Genomic DNA, 16368 nt, shown 5'->3' with positions numbered 1-16368 from the left:
GCGCCCTACTCGTGATGCAGTGCTGAGTAGATAAAAAGGCCAAATTGCGCTAATTGTAGCAAAAACTGCCTGTGATTGGGCAATTTTCACTCATCTATCATTATGACGGCTTAGCCTTGATAGCTAGCAAATAAGTCGTACTCGCTGGCCTCGTCAATGGTGACGGTCAAAAACTGACCAACCTTGACCTGCGCGCTGATGTTATCGACATAGACATGACCATCGATCTCTGGGGCATCGGCGTAACTCCGACAAATCGCAATGCCCTCAGCACTATCAATCTCATCGACCAATACCGTTAAGGTTTTACCGACTTTCTCTTGCAGCTTTTGTGCTGAGATGTCTTGTTGTAGCGTCATCAAGCGCTCATAGCGAGATTGCTTCACTTCTTCAGGCACATGACCTGGCAAGTCATTGGCTACCGCGCCTTCGACCTCTGAATAGGTAAAGGCACCGACGCGATCAAGGCGTGCCTCGACGAGCCAATCGAGCAGACATTGAAAGTCTTCTTCGGTTTCGCCAGGGAAGCCGACGACGAAGGTTGAGCGAATGACGATATCAGGACAAATCTCACGCCATGCTTTGATACGTGCCAAGGTGTTTTCGCTATGCGCTGGACGCTTCATGGCCTTTAAGATGCGGTGACTGGCGTGCTGAAACGGAATATCCAGATACGGCAGTAGCTTTTTTTCGCCCATCAGCTCGACGACTTTATCCACGTGCGGATACGGATAGACATAATGCAGGCGCACCCAGATACCCAAGTCATTTAATGCTTGGCATAAATCATAAAACTTGGATTTGAGCGGCATGCCATTCCAAAAGCTGGTTTTGTACTTCAGATCGAGACCATAAGCAGACGTGTCTTGCGAGATAATTAGCAATTCTTTCACGCCAGCGTTTTTGAGCGCCAGTGCTTCGTTCATGACATTATCAATCGGACGCGAGACTAAGTCACCGCGCAAGCTTGGAATGATGCAAAAGGTGCAACGGTGATTACAGCCTTCTGATATCTTTAGATAAGCATAATGGCTTGGGGTCAGCTTAATACCCGCTTCATTGATCAGATCTATTTTTGGATCGTAATGGCTATCTACGTCGCGCTTGGGTTTGGGCACATGCTGCGATACGGCAGTGATGACCTCATCATAAGCATGTGCTCCTGTGACCGATAGCACCGCTGGATGCATCTCACGGATTTTATCCGCTTCTTTTCCTAAGCAGCCAGTAACGATGACTTTACCGTTTTTGCTGATGGCTTCTCCGATGGCGTCGAGCGACTCTTGTACCGCTGACTCAATAAAACCGCAGGTGTTAACCACCACCAAATCTGCGCCATCGTAGTCACTTGCGACCTGATAACCATCGCGGCTAAGCTCTGTGATGATCCGCTCGCTATCGACCAGCGCCTTTGGGCAACCAAGCGACACAAAACCGATCTTTGGCGCAGCTTGAACTGGCGCATCGCTCGCAGCTGTACGGGCTACTGTGGCATCGCCACTTTGCGCGATACTGCGATTTTGATTGTGATTGGCTTTGTGGTGATAGGGCTGAGTGCCGTCTGCCTGACTCGTTGACTGCTTTTGCGTGTGCGCAGGCTTAGCAGGATTAAAGATAGTGGCTGTGTTTTTTGGAGCAGTAGAAGCTGGCTGTGAAGATATCGTCGTATTTACCGACTCGGTAGAGGTGTTGGGCATGGCTGACCTTGCTTGAGATAAATTGGCTGTGCGCATTGTACGTTTTTTTTATGATAATCACCAGTTTTGCCGCTCTATAGTGTTGATTTATGATTAAATATTGGTAGATTTCTTTTTTATGTTAGGCGTACTTCATGACAGCTGATGTAGTAGTGACAAAACCTGCCCCCAATTTTGCCTTTATGGCTCAGCATTTGTTTACGGCTATCTTGTGGGTCGATGAAAATCTGACCATTACTTGGCTAAATGCTCAAGCAGAGCAACTGCTGGCGACCAGTAGTGGCCGCCTACTGGGGCAATCTATCTTGGCGCTGCTCACTCCAAAAACCTCAACATCGACTTTCAAAGACCACCCCAAAGATCATCTCAAAACCCATAGCGATACTCACAATTCTAAAAAAACAAAGGATGCCGCTTGCTCTTTAACCGAGCGCTTTCGGCAAGCCAAAGTGTATCAACAGCCATTTATTGATCACGATCATCTTGTGAGCACACAATTTAACAATCATACAGCGCTGCTGATCGACTATAGCGTGACCCCGGTCATTGATGAGCAGCATGGTTTTATCATTGAGATGTGGGGCAAAGATCGCCAAAGCCGTATCTCAGAGGAGCAGCGCCAGCAGCAGCAATATAACGTCGCGCGTCAGATGCTACGCTCGGTCGCTCACGAAATAAAAAACCCATTGGCCGGTATTCGCGGGGCGGCGCAGTTGTTGCAGCGGCAATTTATCAAGTTCAGTGAGGGCGGTTTTTTTGCTGAGGCAGCTCTCACTCAGCAAAGCGCTGCCAGCCCCCATCCTGACAAACAAAAAAACGCGGCAAAACTGCGTAGCTACACCGATATCATCATCGCAGAGACCGACCGTCTGACTCAGCTTATCGGTCAGTTTCTTGGCTCCCATCAGCTACCAAATTGGCAAATGCTCAATATTCATGAGCCGCTAGAGCATGTCTTGTCTCTAATCGTCAACCAATATCCACAGGTGACGCTACAGCGTGATTATGATTTATCACTGCCTGAGCTCTGCGCTGATAAGGATCAGTTGATTCAAGTATTTTTGAACCTCATTAATAATGCTTGTGAGTCGATGACTGAGTTTGAACAAACGCTACAACAGCATAAAATCTCAGAATCTCAAGAAACACCACAAGCTACCATGCAAATGGATAGCAATTCTACCTATCAGCCCATACTGCATCTACAAACACGAGTGGTCTTTCAGCACACCATCGGCAGCCAGCAGCACAAACAAGTTTTGCAAGTGACCATCACCGATAATGGCTCAGGCATAGATGCCGATCTCATCGGCCAGATATTTTTTCCGATGGTCACCAGCCGCGCAGCAGGCACGGGTCTAGGGCTGTCTATTGTCCAAGATATCATCAGCCGCCATCATGGTATGATCGATGTCAGCTCCGCCCAATCGAGCATCCATCACACACGCCAAACACAGTTTGCCCTGTATTTGCCCTTTAGCCAGCCAGACCTTACTATAAAAACCTCATAACAATCCTATGATAACCTCATGACAACCAATACGCCCTCTGATGTTATCGCCCACTAGGCCCAAGATATGACTGAGTATAATGACAACCGCGCTTTACATGACCATCAACTCTCAAGCGATCAGCCAATACCTGCTCAAACAGACAAGCCCAGCAGTCCTATCGCTGCTACGTTATGGCTTATCGATGACGATGCCGCCCTACGCCTGATATTGGCCGATACCTTTGAAGATGCAGGGCTCACTGTGATTAGCTTCACGCAAGCGCAAGCGGCATGGACACGCCTAAATGACATCTTGCAGCAGCAAGCACCTGCAGACCAGCTCCCTGATGTGATATTGACTGATATTCGTATGCCTATGATGGATGGTCTGTCCTTTAGCGATTGGGTACATCAGCATTTCCCTCAGCTGCCCATCGTCATTATGACGGCGCACTCTGATCTAAGCTCTGCCATCAGTAGCTATCAGACTGGTGCGTTTGAATATCTGCCCAAACCCTTTGATTTAGATGACGCGGTGACAACGATTTATAAAGCCATTCATTATCAGCCCCATACCGATGTTAAGACAACAAACACTAGAAAACCCGCTGTTAGATCAGATGCGATGCCCAACGAGCCCAATAAACCTACTGAGCCGACTGGCCATACAAACCAAGCATCCAAAACCTCACCAACCACCGCGCCGATCAAACCAGCTGCTAAAGAGACATCCCCGACACCACCCGCCGTGACCGACAACCCCAGTGGCATCATCGGGCAGTCACAAGCGATGCAAACGGTGTTTCGCGCGATTGGCCGTTTGGCCCACTCTCCCATCACAGTGTTGATCACAGGCGAGTCAGGCACCGGTAAAGAGCTGGTCGCCAGCGCCCTGCATCAGCATTCACCGCGGCGACAGCAGCCTTTTATTGCCTTAAACATGGCAGCGATTCCGCATGATTTAATCGAATCTGAGCTATTTGGTCACGAAAAAGGCGCGTTTACGGGGGCGACGACCACACGGCAAGGACGTTTTGAGCAGGCCACTGGTGGGACGCTGTTTTTGGATGAAATCGGTGACATGCCCTTTAGTACGCAGACACGTTTGCTGCGAGTATTGGCCAATGGCGAGTTTTATCGCGTTGGTGGCCAGCAGCCTGTCAAAGTCGATGTGCGTATCATCGCCGCCACTCATCAAAACTTAGAAGCACTGGTCAAACAAGGTAAGTTCCGCGAAGATTTGTTTTATCGCCTTAACGTCATACGCTTGCCTCTGCCGCCCCTGCGCACACGCCGCGAAGACATCCCTGCCCTCGCCAGCTACTTTATGCAGCGCGCCGCCAAGCAGATGAATACTGCCAAAAAACATCTGCATCCAGCAGCACTGCAAGTCATGCAGGCGTTTGAGTGGCGCGGTAATGTGCGTCAGCTCGAAAATGTCTGCCTGTGGCTGACCGTGATGACCACCGGTGACACGGTCATGGTAGAGGACTTACCACCAGAGCTGCTCGATAGTGTGCCAGCGGATATAATACAGCAACCACAGCCACCTCATGCAGCGCGCTCATCCCAAATCCCGCCGCAGAACGATATAAACACCCAAGGGTCGATCGACTCTAGCGCTACTAGCCCCAATCCACCTATGACGAGGCAGACCGACTGGCAACAGGCTCTAGCCGCATGGGCAAAGCAGGCGCTACAGACCGGCGAAACCGACATCCTACAAACAGCGATGCCTGAGTTTGAACGCGTGCTACTCACCGCCGCCCTCAACCATAGTGGTGGCAAAAAAATAGTGGCGGCCCACCTGCTAGGCTGGGGACGCAATACCTTGACACGCAAATTGCAGCAACTAAACCTCACACCAGCACAAGATCAAAATAAATATCACTAAAGCGTCAAAAAAACCTAAAATAAAATTTCTTTTATATCATTAACTTATGAAAAATATGAAAAATAATTGCTAAAATATCGAAAATAATTGCAAATAGGGGTTGCCAAACAATTTAAACTCTATATAATAGCCAACCACTGAGACGCACTACCGAATCAGTTAACTATTTCGATAGCATTTGAGTTCACATGCTTTTGATGATAGAGTAACGAAAATGGGGCTGTGGCGGAATTGGTAGACGCACCAGATTTAGGTTCTGGCGCCGCGAGGTGTGAGAGTTCGAGTCTCTCCAGCCCCACCATTTTCGGATAGTACATCTTAGACCAAATATTAAAACCTGCCTTGATGCAGGTTTTTTTGTGCCTGTTAGTTTTTATGCTTGCTAATTAAAACGTCCCTACTCAACGCCAAGCATCGAAGCTATTATCGAAGTATAGCAGCTTCAGTATTTAGCGCTCAGCGTTTGCTCCACTCTATACTACGCTTTATTTCTCAATACTCTTCCCTAACCGACCTCTTCTTTAATCCCATATACGTCTTAACGCCAAAAGTATCTGCGCCATGCTTTGATACCTTTTCTCTACCCGCTTTGCCAATGCTTGATCTATAATAGGTTGATAATGGCGGTATGCTGGCGGTAGCCTTGGAATTGGCTGCTGGCAGTGCTGGGCTGCCCATGTCTTGAGCGGCTCACGACTTTGTTTATCAATCTGTAACGGCCGCACCCCCACCAATATCTCATACAACATAATCCCAAACGCATAGATATCGCTCTGCACCGATGCGCCGTGTCCTTGCCAGCGCTCAGGAGCCAAATACGCCGGTGTACCCGCAGGATTGCCTATAGTTGACGCTTCCACACGAGTGGCCAAAGCAAAATCAGTTAATAACAAGTCAGTCTTGAGACTGCTATCATCCGCCTGACTTGACAAAAAATGAAGTGGCGACAAATCATCTAGCAAGATATTACTAGGTTTAATATCATTATGCAGCCAGCCTGCGCGATGCAGCTGCGCGATTACTTGTGCCGCTTGCATGATAAGCTGATGCTTTTGACGGGCGTGCAGCGGCCGCTTTAGATACTGTGATAGACTGCCGTTTTTATAATATGGCATCACCACAACGATGAGTGCTGACGGCGGCGCTGCTATGTGCAGGCGTAACTCATGATGCGCCAGTAGTGGCGGTGCCACGCGCTGATATGGCGTTAAAGCAGACAGCGCGGTGATGACGCCATACTCATAAAAGACACCGCTAGATACCGCTTGAGCGCTCTGCTGACAATAATGCTCGCTTAATTGCCATTTTAGTAGCACTAGGCCAAACTGTGAGTGCATGGCACGGCTCAAGCCCTGATAGTCGCCTGCGTACACGCCGATGCGCAAGTGCGATACCTGACGATACTGCAATTTTACCAATTCTTTTGTCAGTACAGGCAATATCTGCTGAGCATCAGCCTGCCATACTGGCGCTGTCTTCGCTTGTCTTAGCGATGAATTACTGGCGTTGTTTTTCATGCTAAAGTAAGGCCTTTATTTAGAATTACTTTATATTTGTATATCGTCATTTTATATAGCCAACCCGACATAAAATTGGCACACTTGATGCCATATGTTACTGGTATTCATTTTGCACAGCATCTGCCGGCGTAGGCACAGCACGCAAGAAAAATAAATACCAGTAGGATAGTATCTATTTTCGTTAATATTTTTCTTGTTATAAGCGACCCAGTATTATGTCCCAGCCTTCCACATCCGTTACAAATTATGCCCTGCCAGAGCCGCTATTAGAGTTACTGGGGCAGTATCTGCAAGAGCAAGTCACACCAAAGATCGATATCAATCCTCAGCAGCTGGCCTATCGCTGGGTCGGTGGTCACCGCGGGCGCTTGGAGCCTTTGGCGGTCAATTTGTTTTTAAGTCTGGATGATTTGCATGGTATCGATACGCAAAAGGCAAAACTGGTGCAAAACACACGGCAGTTTTTAAAGGGCTATCCGGCCAATCACGTCTTGATGACAGGGACTCGCGGCGCAGGGAAATCATCGCTGATTCGAGCGTTGCTACAAGCCTACCATAGCGAAGGGCTACGTATTATTGAAATTGCCCGTGATGACCTGCGGGTGCTTGATAAGATACGCGCCGCCATCCGCGCCCTACCAGCGGACACCGATTGCCGCTATATCGTGTACTGTGATGATTTGGCATTTAACGGTCAAGACGAGAGTTACCGCACCTTAAAAAGCGTGTTGGACGGGGCGCTGGACTCCGAGCAAGACAAGCTACTGGTGTATGCCACCAGCAACCGTCGGCACCTGTTGCCGCAGCTGATGAAAGACAATGTCAATATTTATAATGGGCAAACCGATGAAGTCAATCCTTATGAGACCATCGACGAGACAGTATCGCTGTCTGATCGCTTTGGCTTGTGGTTGTCATTCCATCCCATGGATCAAAACACTTACTTACACATCGTCCGCCATTATTTATCGCTTTCGCCAAATCGCACTCTAGATAATGCGAATGACGGTAAAGAAAGAAATAATAATGAAGAAGAAAATAAAGCGCTACCTGACAATATCAGAGCCGCTGCCTTACGCTGGGCATCAGAGCGTGGCGGGCGTTCGGGGCGAGTGGCCTATCAGTTTAGCCGCTACTGGATAGGACAAGCGCAGTTGGCTGCTGAGGAAAATCTATCTTAAACACGCCCTAGTCATTTTTTAGGAGCGCGTGCAGAACCTAAGTACTGCACGCGGCTACTCTCTTCTTCATTTACCAAATTCGCTGCGCCATTCACCATATATTGGTCAAAATCTGCGGCCAACCATAGATTGCCTGCATAAGCACTTTGGGCATCCAAACGAATATGCGCCATGTTTGGCGTACGACTCTGCGGATTATCAAAGCTTTGATAGCGAGCGCTAAAATGGGTCAAAATTAGATTCTTAACCTCATTGTTTTGAGCGAACCTACCTATCAGCTGTGCGCTACTATGCATGGGATCAAATTCTGGATTTTTTGCCTGAATCTTATTTAACACCTCATGGGTATAAGTGGCTTCATGCACCAGTAAATCTGCATCAACGACCGCCGCATGCAAGCACTCTGGCGTATCATTATCGCCTGCCACCACGACCTTGGTACGCTGCATATCGTCATCGACATACTCAGCAGACGACAGCATGCGTCCGTCTTCGGTCAAGAAATCTTCGCCTTGCTGCAGCCTGCCCCACAGCGCACTGGCTGGGATACCATCAGCTGTCAATTTATCAGTATTAAGGGTACGGCGGCTGATCGTCTGAGTAATGTCAAAGCCATAAGAGGCGACGCGGTGCGACAACGGGTGAATGTCTATAACCAGCTGATGTTGGTGGTCTACATTGATAGTTACACCGCCTTTGTGCTCATCATTTGGCTCAGACAATATATCTTCTATCGCCATAAAATCAATGGCAAATGGCAAATACAGCTCGGTTGTCAGCCTCATCGCCTCAAGCATTTTGGCAATGGCTTTGGGCGCAATAAGCGTCAGCGCTGCAGTACGTCCTGACATGGCCGCACTCGCAAGCAACCCCGGCAGACCATAACAATGGTCGCCATGCACATGAGTGATACAAATGGCTTGTAGCTGATGCAAAGATAGCTTGGTATGTAATAGTTGCTGCTGCGTACCTTCACCGCAATCAATTAACACCCAAGGACGCGACTTTTTGCTTTGTTGTCGACTTGCCCCCGAGCTATAAGGATTTAGGCATTCTATCGCCAGCGCTGTGACGTTACGCTGCTTGGTTGGCACGCCAGCGGAGGTACCCAAAAAGGTGAGCTTTAACATAGACGCCCTCTTTTAACTAAATCCTTATCTACTATAATGACTGGCATAGCATGGTTCTTTGACCTTCAATCATTTTACCGCCATTGGCCGTACATTCATTGACCATATTGGACTCATAAGATTTCCAGCCGCCATAAAAGCTGGCAACACACAAAATCACCACCAGCAGCTTTTGTGACCACGCTTTGATAGATACTTGCTGGCGATTCATCTCTGCCGCCTCTATATGCTGTTTGGCTGCAATCTCACTGTCAGTCGGTGTCCTATTGGGCTTCTTCAAGTCTGTCATTTCTCATCCTAAAAAAGGTTTTGTCTATATATAAACAAAACCTTTTATGTTAATTTTAAATCAATAATTAGGGCGTATCCTAATCGTTGATACCATTCGCTTTGTTTAGAATTTTAAACGCCCGCCTTTTTCTTCGGCACGTTTAAACGCCTCACGCTCTTCGCAGCGTTTTAGCCAGTTTAAAATATTGGTGTACTTACTGCTATCCAAACCAGAGCCTGCATTGGCTCCGACGACGGCAAGATGCATCTGAATATCAGCGGCGCTAAACTCACTACCAGCAAACCAATGATTGTCCTGTAGGTGCTGCTCCATCATGCCCAGCATACTATCTAAGCTGCGGCTAATCATGTTTTTTTCCACTTGGCTTTGAATTTTTTTGCTGACTGGTTTGATGAGCATGGGCGACTGCTGAACGACTTTGCTAAACACCAAGCGCATCACTAGCGGCGGCATCAATGATGCCTCGGCAAAGTGTAGCCAAAAGGTATAAGCTTCCCACGCCGCTTCGTTGTCATCAGCAGGTTTGAACTGCTTGTCTGTATCGTAATGCTTGATTAAATACTCGATGATAAACCCTGACTCAATCAGCACGCGATCGTTGACCTCTAGCATTGGTGCATGACCGATTGGATGTACTTTCTTTAAGCTATCAGGCGCACGATACGCTTGGTTGCGCTCGTAGCACGTCAGTTCATAGTCGGCGTTTAGCTCTTCTAACAGCCAAATAATACGAAACGAGCGTGAGTTTGCTAAATGATGAAGATGTAACATAAACCGTCCTAGTTATCATGTGAGTGAGCAATAGCATATAGACAAAGTGTCCTGCGCCTGATGCGCTTGGCAGTAGCGGCGTTTGTCCGTGACAGCGCTTGGCGTGCATACTGCTCGATAATAGCGCAATTCATCTATCATTGACACACAAACTGCAGTACAGGCGGGCTAAAACCATGGCTAACAAGTCAAGCCTATCACCCGATAAATAATCGCCTTACTTTGAATGCAGCTGCTCTATCTTGCGTGTCATCTTGTCTATTTTTTGCTGATAGCGTTTGATTTTACGAAAACGATGAGCCGCAAGTACCCCTTTGATACGGCGATTTTTTAGACGACGACGCGGCGGAAAACTCCCCACCTGTGGCTCGTTGTAACCATGCAGGCGATCATCACGGCGACGCGCCCTATAGCCAAGCGCACTATCAGCAATCATAATCAGTAACGCGACAAAAATCATACCGTACATAAATACCGAACCGCCCTCATTGATGCTTTGGTGCAGTATCGTAATCGAAAAGATAAACAAAAAAATTGGCTCAAAATAGCATAGCGTGCCAAACAACGAGACGGGCAGCTTTTGACTGGCGACCATGGTCAGCGACATCGCCGCGGTGCTGATGATACCCAGCAGCGGCAACAGATACCAAAATTTATCGGTAGTGATCGCCAGCGCAAACCCGCCACTCATATACAGGGCGACCATCACCACTGGCGTCAGCAGCACCAAATCAGAGATAAGGCCGGTGATGGGTGGTACTGCCAGCTTGCGACGCAGCAGATAATAAGGCGGATAACCCAGACAGACAAACAATGTCGCCCAAGAAATCGCGCCATACTGCCAGACATCATACGCGATGCCCAGAGCTGCGCAGATGGTGGCGACCCACTGTAGCGGCGTCATCGCTTCATTATAAAAAAACCGACCCACCATGATCATAATCATCGGGTACAAAAAATACCCTAGTGTCACCTCAAGCCCCAGATCATTGACTGGTGCCCACATAAATATCCAAATCTGGGCGCCCAGTATCGGCGTCGGCAAGATAAATAAAAACCACTCTTTGGGTGTTTTTAGGGTTTTTAGATAATCAAAGATATGCTGCCACTGTTTTAACACACTGACCAGCAGCACCAAACTCAGCAGCATCATCAGCACACGCCACGAGGCGACTTGCGTCCCAGATAGCGGCTGCATCAACAGACCAAATAAAAACAATAATGAGTATAAAAAGTTTGCTGCCACGGCAGCGATGGTGCCCTGCGACGTTTGGGTGGTGGTGAGCATAAAAACAGCCTTTTGAGATAAGCGCACGTCCTTGGCAATTTTAGAAAAAAACAAAAGCCTCAGACGCGGACGTCGGAGGCTTTTGTCTACAAGACCTGTTGTCTATCTCATTGTACACGCAGGTTGTACGTCGCCAATCATGCTAAAACCCTTCGGTGTTAAAAGCAGGCTAATACAATCATCTGTCGCTACATACCACAAGATAAACGCTTGAAATGACTCATACTTATATCATAGCCAGCATTATGTCAAAGTCAGAATAGATAAGCAATACATCCACTTAACAAGTCTTTGAATTTTTATATAGCCGATCTACTTTAAAACAGGTGCCGTACTACTGAAATGAATTTTATGCCGCCTTTGGCGTGATGAAATCACACAGCAAGCAAAGAAAATTTATACCAGTAACGCCTGACACATCGCATCGTGCATGCCAGTTTTATTTAGGATCGACTATATCATTACGAGTTTGGGGCTTTATTTGGCATCTAACTGCTCTATTTTTCGCTGGATTTTATCCATTTTTCGCTGATAACGGCGTATTTTACGAAACCGATGCGCTTTTAGTGCGCCATCAATACGGCGATTTATCAGGCGACGACGCGGTGGAAAACCGCCTACTTGTGGCTCGCGGTAGCCATGCAAATGATCGCTACGGCGACGACTCAGATAACCTATCGCACTATCGACAATCATCACCAGCAGCGCTGCCGTAATCATGCCATACATAAACAATGAGCCTCCTTCATCCAAGCTCTGACTGAGCACGGTGATGGACAATACAAACAATAGCATAGGCTCGATATAGCTAAGCGCGCCAAATAGCGACACGGGCAGCTTGCTACTGGCCAGCATCGTCAGCGACATCGCCAGTGCACTAAAAGCGCCTAGCAGTGGCAATAGATACCAAAACTTCATATTTTGCGCCGCCATACTAAAGCCGCCACTGGCATAGAGCATCAGTAGCACCACTGGCGTCAGCAGCGTCAAATCAGACAACAACCCCGTAATCGGTGGCACAGCAATCGTCCGCCTGAGCAGATAATACGGCGGATAGCCCAAGCATACAAACAGCGTCACCCACGATACCGAGCCGTATTGCAAGATATCATGACCAATACCAAAAGCCGCTAGTAGCGCCGCCGCTCCTTGCAGAAGGCTCATCGGCTCACGATAAAAAAAGCGACCAAGCACGATCATCACCAGCGGCAATAAAAAATACCCCAAAGTGACATCAAGGCCATAACCGTTCACAGGTGCCCACATAAACAGCCAAATCTGCCCACCCAATATCGGGGTTGGCAGTATAAATATCAGCCAGTCTTTGGCGGTTTTGAGCGTTTTTAGATAATCAAAAACATGCTGCCACTGCTTGCTCACACTGACCAGCAGCACCAGACTGAGTAGCATCATCAACACACGCCATGACGCCACTTGCGTGCCCGTCAAAGGCTGCATAAATAACCCAAATAAAAACATCATCGAAAATAAAACACTCGATGATATTGACGCGATAGTCCCCTGAAAGGTTTGATTGGTCGTCAGCATAACAACAGCCTCAATTTAGCACTTTTTAGGTATAAGTAAGTATCATTCAAAGATCAGCATAAACAGTGGTCATAAAAGATAAAAAGGATTATCAAAGACAACATCCTATAAACGATAAATGACATCCAAAAAAAAGCCTCCAACGATAACGTCAGAGGCTTTTTCTAGAGCAAGAATGCCAAACTAGAACAAAAGCGAACTACTGAAACCGTTATTTATCGTCGGTATTTTCGCCCTCAGTATTTGTCTCATCTAACACAGGATTATTGGCAATGTCGATCACATCGTGAACATCGGTCGTCGCCGCGTCGTCGGTCACCGCATCGATATCGATTTGCGCTTGGCCTGCTACCTCAAAGGTGCCGTCTTCACGCATGGCATCGACCAGCTCATCGTCGCTCTCTTCGTGCTCGACTCGCGCCATCGCCACCAGCTTTTCTTCTTTTGATAGGCGAATCAAGGTGACACCTTGGGTGTTACGACCAGAGCTGGCCACATGCTCAACTGGCGTGCGCACGAGCGTACCTTTGTCCGAGATTAGAATGATATCGTCTGTAGGGTCAACCTTGGTCGCTCGCACCAGTGCGCCATTACGTGCGCTGGTTTTTATGGCTATCACACCACCGCCACCGCGGTTTTGCGTATTAAACTCGTCGATAAAGGTACGCTTACCAAAGCCGTTTTCACAAGCGATAAGGATTTCGCGTACATCATCTTCAATAACGACTAGTGATTTGATAAATTCATCATCAGCCAAACGCATACCGCGTACACCTTTGGCAGTACGGCCCATGGCGCGGGCATCGTTTTCATCAAAACGAATGGCTTTACCACTCGATGCAAATAGCATCACCTCTTGGCTACCGTTGGTGATACGGGCGCTCACCAGTTTGTCACCGTCTTCTAGACCAATGGCAATCAAGCCATTTGAGCGGATATTGGCAAACTGCTTGAGCTCTACGCGCTTCACCGTACCATTGGCAGTGGCAAAGAAAACAAACGGCGGCTCGGCCTCATTGCTACTCTCTGATTTATCATCATCGCCATCGCTCACAGTGTTGCCAGACAGCTCTTCGACGATTTTTGGAATAGGCAAAATGGTGGTGACGGTTTCGTCAGCATCCAAACTGATGAGATTAACCAATGGACGACCGCGCGATCCGCGGCTGGCAATCGGCACTTCAAACCCACGTAAGCTAAAGACGCGGCCGCTGTCCGTAAAGCACAGCACGGTCGCATGCGTCGAGGTCACCACCAAGTGATCTATCACATCGTCTTCTTTCATGGCGGTTGCCGACTTGCCTTTGCCGCCGCGTTTTTGCGCCACATAGTCATCGATAGGCTGAGTCTTGGCGTAGCCGGTGCGCGAGACAGTCATCACGACAGTCTGCTCAGGGATGAGGTCTTCACGGTTAAAGTCCATACGCGAATCGATAATATCGGTACGACGCTCATCCCCAAAGTTATCACGAATCTCGATAAGCTCATTAGAGATGATACTCATCAGCTTATCAAAATCACCAAGAATCGACTCTAAATGAGCGATTTCACGCAGCAAATCTTGGTACTCTTCGGTCAACTTGTCTTGCTCAAGTCCCGTCAAACGGTGCAGCTGCATGTCTAAAATCGCATTGACCTGCTCAAGTGATAAGCGATAGCGCTCCTCACCTTCGATCAGACCAAACGGCGCTTTCGGGTCTTCGCCTTCGATAAACTCAGGACGCACAGACTGGCTACCAGCCGCTTTTAGCATCGCCACGACGCTACCGGAGCCCCATGTATTATTTAATAAGCTCTCGCGTGCCAAGCCGCGGTTGGCTGAGGCTTTGATAGTAGCGATGATATCGTCGATATTGGCGAGCGCAACGGTCAGACCTTCGAGCAAATGACCACGGACGCGCGCTTTGTTTAGCTCAAAAATCGTACGGCGTGTCACCACTTCTTGACGGTGACGAACAAAGGCCGCTATCAGCTGACGCAAAGTTAGCAGCTTCGGCTGACCATTATCCAGCGCCACCATATTGATACTAAAGCTCGACTCTAGCGGCGTTTGTAAAAACAAATTATTGACAATGACTTCAGCCGTCTCGCCGCGGCGCAAGTCAATGGCGATACGCATCCCTTCCTTATCCGACTCGTCACGAATCTCGGTGATGCCCTCGATTTTTTTGTCTCGTACCAGCTCGGCGATACGCTCAATCAGTTTGGCTTTGTTGGCCTGATACGGCACTTCGGTAAAGACAATACGCTCGCGATCACGGTTGACACCGGTGTCACTCATCGGCTCGATATGATAGCGCCCACGAATATGCAAGCGGCCTTTGCCGGTGCGATAGGCATCTAAAATACCCGCGCGGCCATAAATAATGCCGCCCGTTGGGAAATCGGGGCCTGAGATATGCGACATCAGCTCATCAGCTGAGACCTGCGGGTTTGCGGCATAGGCCAGACAAGCATTGATGACTTCTGTCAAGTTATGCGGCGCCATATTGGTCGCCATACCAACGGCGATACCTGTTGCGCCGTTGACCAGTAGGTTGGGAATACGCGCTGGCATCACGCTTGGCATGCGCTCAGAGCCATCGTAGTTGTCTTCCCAATCGACCGTGTCTTTATCCAAATCAGCAAGCATCTGGTGCGTGAGCTTGGTCATACGAACTTCGGTATAACGCATGGCCGCCGGTGGATCATCATCGATCGAGCCAAAGTTACCTTGGCCATCGACCATCGGATAACGCAGACTAAAATCCTGCGCCATACGCACGATGGCATCATAGACCGCACTATCACCATGTGGGTGATATTTACCGATGACGTCACCGACCACACGTGCTGATTTTTTATAGGGTTTGTTATAATCGTTTGATAGCACGTGCATGGCATACATCACACGGCGGTGTACAGGCTTGAACCCATCACGCACATCAGGCAGCGCACGTGAGACGATCACGCTCATCGCATAATCCAAATACGACTGCTTTAGTTCATCTACGATGCCAATAGGACTGACCGATTCGCTCATATACACTCCTTCACTCACTTTTTTCTGATGCTGTCATCACTGCTTGAGATGTCTTTGGGTCATACAAAAATACAGCTACCAAAAAATGTAGCCATCATCGAAATATAGACCCCAAAAAACCCCCACTCAGCGCACAAAACAACAAGAAAATAGTGATACGGTTTTTGTTAAAAGTAACGTTTTATAAAAGAAGCTATTTTAGCACAAATTTGCCGTATTAGGGGCATTTGCACAGGATTAAAACCAAGCGAATCAGGAGATTAGCGGTCATTTTTTTGACTCTTTTCTCTATTTTTTGTGTGTCAGCGGCAGATCTTTTTAGACTGACTAATCTTGCCGTTATGACAAACAAATTTGCCATCTTTTGAGCAGTGCGACACCCCGCCCATTTTTCCTGAACAAGGAGTGTTTCGAGCTTGTGCTTGGCTGATGGGCGCAGTGATAATGGCGCAAGCCAGTAGTGATAACAAGATAGATTTCATAGGGTTTCTCTTATTGACGGCTCGTTAAGCGGCATAAAAAACTGCGTCCAA

The 16368-nt window shown here is 48.1% G+C and carries 12 protein-coding genes and 1 tRNA gene; 4 read left to right on the top strand and 9 right to left on the bottom strand.

Annotation, left to right across the window (positions count from 1 at the left end; genetic code table 11):
- Positions 1 to 110: 110 nt before the first annotated feature.
- The gene (rimO, locus tag CAP50_RS04555; RefSeq protein ID WP_100749181.1) at positions 111 to 1697 is read right to left on the bottom strand and encodes a 30S ribosomal protein S12 methylthiotransferase RimO; all 1587 of its coding nucleotides are present in this window, start codon (positions 1695 to 1697) and stop codon (positions 111 to 113) included.
- Between the two features lie 134 nt (positions 1698 to 1831).
- Here rimO and CAP50_RS04550 point away from each other — a divergent pair, with 134 nt between their 5' ends.
- The 3 genes from CAP50_RS04550 (at position 1832) to CAP50_RS04540 (ending at position 5384) form a co-directional block, all read left to right on the top strand.
- Positions 1832 to 3208: a two-component system sensor histidine kinase NtrB gene (locus CAP50_RS04550; RefSeq protein ID WP_100749180.1), complete on the top strand. Its 1377-nt coding sequence runs from the start codon at positions 1832 to 1834 to the stop codon at positions 3206 to 3208.
- A gap of 66 nt (positions 3209 to 3274) precedes the next feature.
- On the top strand, positions 3275 to 5083 hold the full coding sequence (locus tag CAP50_RS04545) for a sigma 54-interacting transcriptional regulator (RefSeq protein ID WP_100749179.1): 1809 nt from the start codon (positions 3275 to 3277) through the stop codon (positions 5081 to 5083).
- 216 nt (positions 5084 to 5299) lie between these two features.
- Positions 5300 to 5384, top strand: a tRNA-Leu gene (locus CAP50_RS04540).
- 220 nt (positions 5385 to 5604) lie between these two features.
- Here CAP50_RS04540 and CAP50_RS04535 read toward each other — a convergent pair.
- Complete coding sequence (locus CAP50_RS04535; protein ID WP_100749178.1) at positions 5605 to 6600, bottom strand: serine/threonine-protein kinase; 996 nt, start codon at positions 6598 to 6600, stop codon at positions 5605 to 5607.
- Positions 6601 to 6818: 218 nt separating this feature from the next.
- Between CAP50_RS04535 and CAP50_RS04530 the strand changes: the two genes are divergently transcribed.
- Positions 6819 to 7784: an ATP-binding protein gene (locus CAP50_RS04530; protein WP_100749177.1), complete on the top strand. Its 966-nt coding sequence runs from the start codon at positions 6819 to 6821 to the stop codon at positions 7782 to 7784.
- Positions 7785 to 7795: 11 nt separating this feature from the next.
- Here the strand turns inward: CAP50_RS04530 and CAP50_RS04525 are convergent, their stop codons facing one another.
- From CAP50_RS04525 to CAP50_RS04495, 7 genes are all read right to left on the bottom strand, one after another.
- Complete coding sequence (locus CAP50_RS04525; RefSeq protein WP_100749176.1) at positions 7796 to 8914, bottom strand: ribonuclease Z; 1119 nt, start codon at positions 8912 to 8914, stop codon at positions 7796 to 7798.
- A gap of 31 nt (positions 8915 to 8945) precedes the next feature.
- Positions 8946 to 9203 carry a hypothetical protein gene (locus CAP50_RS04520; protein ID WP_075101533.1) on the bottom strand — a complete coding sequence of 86 codons (258 nt, stop codon included), beginning with the start codon at positions 9201 to 9203 and terminating at the stop codon, positions 8946 to 8948.
- A gap of 105 nt (positions 9204 to 9308) precedes the next feature.
- On the bottom strand, positions 9309 to 9977 hold the full coding sequence (locus CAP50_RS04515) for a glutathione S-transferase (protein ID WP_100749175.1): 669 nt from the start codon (positions 9975 to 9977) through the stop codon (positions 9309 to 9311).
- 217 nt (positions 9978 to 10194) lie between these two features.
- Entirely contained in the window at positions 10195 to 11265 is a 1071-nt protein-coding gene (gene rarD / locus CAP50_RS04510) for an EamA family transporter RarD (RefSeq protein WP_100749174.1), read from the bottom strand.
- Between the two features lie 477 nt (positions 11266 to 11742).
- Positions 11743 to 12813, bottom strand: a complete 1071-nt coding sequence (gene rarD, locus CAP50_RS04505) for an EamA family transporter RarD (protein ID WP_100749173.1) — start codon at positions 12811 to 12813, stop codon at positions 11743 to 11745.
- Positions 12814 to 13024: 211 nt separating this feature from the next.
- Entirely contained in the window at positions 13025 to 15835 is a 2811-nt protein-coding gene (gene gyrA, locus CAP50_RS04500) for a DNA gyrase subunit A (protein ID WP_100749172.1), read from the bottom strand.
- Between the two features lie 302 nt (positions 15836 to 16137).
- Entirely contained in the window at positions 16138 to 16317 is a 180-nt protein-coding gene (locus tag CAP50_RS04495; protein WP_075101528.1) for a hypothetical protein, read from the bottom strand.
- Between the last annotated feature and the right edge of the window lie 51 nt (positions 16318 to 16368).

Source organism: Psychrobacter sp. L7, from assembly GCF_002810365.1.
Classification (GTDB): domain Bacteria; phylum Pseudomonadota; class Gammaproteobacteria; order Pseudomonadales; family Moraxellaceae; genus Psychrobacter; species Psychrobacter celer.
This window is presented reverse-complemented; position numbering and strand designations above follow the sequence as displayed.